Source organism: Ligilactobacillus acidipiscis DSM 15836 (assembly GCF_001435755.1).
GTDB lineage: Bacteria > Bacillota > Bacilli > Lactobacillales > Lactobacillaceae > Ligilactobacillus > Ligilactobacillus acidipiscis.
On sequence record NZ_AZFI01000218.1, the window covers coordinates 1 to 2,749 of the forward strand.

At 36.1% G+C, this 2,749-nt stretch carries 3 protein-coding genes and 1 pseudogene; all 4 read right to left on the reverse strand.

The window, feature by feature from the left end; genetic code table 11:
- Nucleotides 1-228: 228 nt before the first annotated feature.
- Entirely contained in the window at nucleotides 229-660 is a 432-nt protein-coding gene (locus FC65_RS10000; RefSeq protein ID WP_056972563.1) for an OsmC family protein, read from the reverse strand.
- Between the two features lie 96 nt (nucleotides 661-756).
- Nucleotides 757-1,863 carry an SLC13 family permease gene (locus FC65_RS10005; protein WP_056972564.1) on the reverse strand — a complete coding sequence of 369 codons (1,107 nt, stop codon included), beginning with the start codon at nucleotides 1,861-1,863 and terminating at the stop codon, nucleotides 757-759.
- Between the two features lie 120 nt (nucleotides 1,864-1,983).
- Entirely contained in the window at nucleotides 1,984-2,247 is a 264-nt protein-coding gene (locus FC65_RS10010) for a CsbD family protein (RefSeq protein WP_056972565.1), read from the reverse strand.
- 325 nt (nucleotides 2,248-2,572) lie between these two features.
- Nucleotides 2,573-2,716: pseudogene (locus FC65_RS11640) on the reverse strand (IS982 family transposase); the annotation flags it as partial.
- Between the last annotated feature and the right edge of the window lie 33 nt (nucleotides 2,717-2,749).

Genomic DNA, 2,749 nt, shown 5'->3' on the forward strand with positions numbered 1-2,749 from the left:
TAAATGTTACAAACTAGCACCACACGTATGTAATTATACAAATTTACAAATTTAAACTTTTTGCAACACTGTTATTATACAGAAAGAAAGTACACAATTTATTTGTGTTAGAATTTTTATTCTTAAAATTTTGGACAATATTAAAAAAAAGCGATAATTTCATTATGTTAACGCTGATATAAAAAAAGTCTTATTAAAAATAAGGTCTCAAAATAAGTTTTTAATTTTTTACTTGGCCCAGTCTTCAACAGCCTCAACACTATAATTCTTGCTGCCGCTCAATAACTGTGATACGCAACATCTTTTTTCAGTTTCGGCAACTAACTTCTTTGCTCTGTCAAAATCGACTTGCGGCACACAGATCTGTGCATGAACTAAAAATTCATAATGAGCTCTTTCACCTATATATGCAATTTTAGCTCTTACTTTGGCATGATGTTCCAACTGATGTTCTTTTTCAACTGCTTGCATTGTGGCCACTAAACAGGTACATAATGACATCCCCAATAATTGTTCCGGATTCGTCCCAGGGTGGTTATTTAACGGACTGCTAGTTTGTAAATTTAGACCATCTGGAACATATGCATGTCCCTCTAATCCTTCCTCATTATACGTCTCAGTCGTATATAAAGCTGTTTGCCAACGCGGATCATTTTTCATAATTAGCTCCTTCTTTCTTTTGTAAGCACTTACGCTCATACTAATATGATAGCAAAAAGAGCAGCTTTAATTAACTCTGACAACTCCAAGTTAGCATTATTGAAAAAAAACTAAAAAAAATCCCACAACACCTAAAATTAACAAAAAAAGGATATTGATCTGCAAAAATATCTTGAAATACGCGCCGCTCGGCGACTCCGCGCGCTCATAGTACTGTTTGTATGCCAATAAGTTAGCAAGACTAGCAATCAAAGTTCCTAACCCGCCAATATTAACTCCTAGAAACAAAGGATAAACATATTTCGTATACGGTGCTAATATAATGACTGCTGGCACATTGCTGATCACTTGGCTAACAGCCAACCCGCTCAAATAAGTTCCAAAAGAAGTAGAACCCAACATATTCATAAAATTATGTACTATTGGCGCACGCCCAACATCACCGACTGCAATAAAAAACATCAGAAAAGTTAACAATAATGCATAGTCGATCTTACCAAATATTTTGGGGTCAACTAATACAACTATAATAACCGCTGTCGCTAACATAACAGGCATTGGCAAAAAAGAAAAAATACCCGCTAAAATAACAAAAGTGGCGATCAAGGCCAGCACAAGTTTGCTCCAGTCCAATTTAAATTTAGGCAACTTAACATTTGTTATGCGTTCATGCGGTATTTTAAGTGTAAACAACCATAATAACAACAAACTAGCAATCGAAACAGGCAAGGCCATCCGAATAAAGTCATTAAAGTTTAAAGCAAAACGATTTAATAAATACAGATTCTGCGGGTTTCCAAACGGCGTAACCATGCTTCCCAAATTTGCAGCCACGTTCACTAAAACGACAGGCAAGACAATTGGAAGTTTGATCCTTTGCGTAACTATGATCAAGATCGGTGTTAAGGCAATAATAGCTGCATCATTTGTCAAAATCATTGCTGCAAAAAAAGAAGTACAAACTATAATTTGGACCAAAAAGCGCTTATTGTCAGCTAGTTTAACTAATAGCGATGCACCGTAACTTAGAACTTCTATGTGCTCATACACCGCAATGAGTGCCAACAAAGATGCCAAAGAAATAATAGTCTTCCAATCAACATCTGCTAAACGCGGACGACTGACAAACATACTTAATGCAGCAACTCCAGCAGAAATCAAAAACATTTTATCTTTGCCGATTTTCTGTAAAACCCCAACCATGCTTACTTCTTCCCCCATCTTCATACTTTATTTTCTATCATAGTGCCAAGTCATTTTTTGCAAAAGAAAAAAGCCTCGAGAGCTTTCACTTTCGAGGCAATTCATCATTGTGAATGAAGATCATTCAGCAGCATCTTTGACGTCTTCTTTGACATCTTGAACTTTATCTTCAACGGCACCCTTAGCTTCTTTAGCAGCGCCAGCAACTTTATCCTTAGTATCTCCAGTAAGGTTGCCCTTAGCCTGTTGTACCTTGCCGACTACTTCATCGCCAGCATGTTCTAAACGTTCCCTTAATTCTTCAACAGTATCCTCATCTTTTAATAATAAGTAACCAAGAACTACGTTAGCCGTCAAGCTTACTCCTAACAAGAACTTACGCATATTCTAGCACCTCCATAGTTTTTAATACACATATAATTATACACTAAGAAGACCTGAATTGTAATCCATAACGCTCATCGAAAATTAAATATCACAAAAATAAGGCAAGTATCACGTCCTTAAAAGAGCGTGTTTCCTGCCCTATTTTCCAAAATTGTCCTAGTCCTTTTTACTTGCAGCATAACAAGCATATACAGAAAGAACAATTGCTACAATTGAAAGCCAAAATGCCCAAGTTACCATAATTATTCATCTCCCTATATTGGACTACAGGTTCATGATAACACTTAAAATATATAAAGTTAACCCGTGGTGCTAGTTAATTTTAATATCCTAAAGAATATCTCAAAGTTCCTTCAAAACGTCGTTGTGCTCGACTTAATAGAACACTGTAAGCCAGTAATATGCTTTCAAATCTACTCTCTAGCCCTTTAACAGAACGTGAGTTGAAATTTTGACAACCTAATTTTTATCGGGTAGGAGATAGTTCACACTATCGACC

What these genes read in the sequence shown, in the direction of transcription:
- FC65_RS10000 (WP_056972563.1), bottom strand. Translation starts at nt 660, where the DNA reads ATGAAAAATGATCCGCGTTGGCAAACAGCTTTATATACGACTGAGACG.
- FC65_RS10005 (WP_056972564.1), bottom strand. Translation starts at nt 1,863, where the DNA reads ATGGTTGGGGTTTTACAGAAAATCGGCAAAGATAAAATGTTTTTGATT.
- FC65_RS10010 (WP_056972565.1), bottom strand. Translation starts at nt 2,247, where the DNA reads ATGCGTAAGTTCTTGTTAGGAGTAAGCTTGACGGCTAACGTAGTTCTT.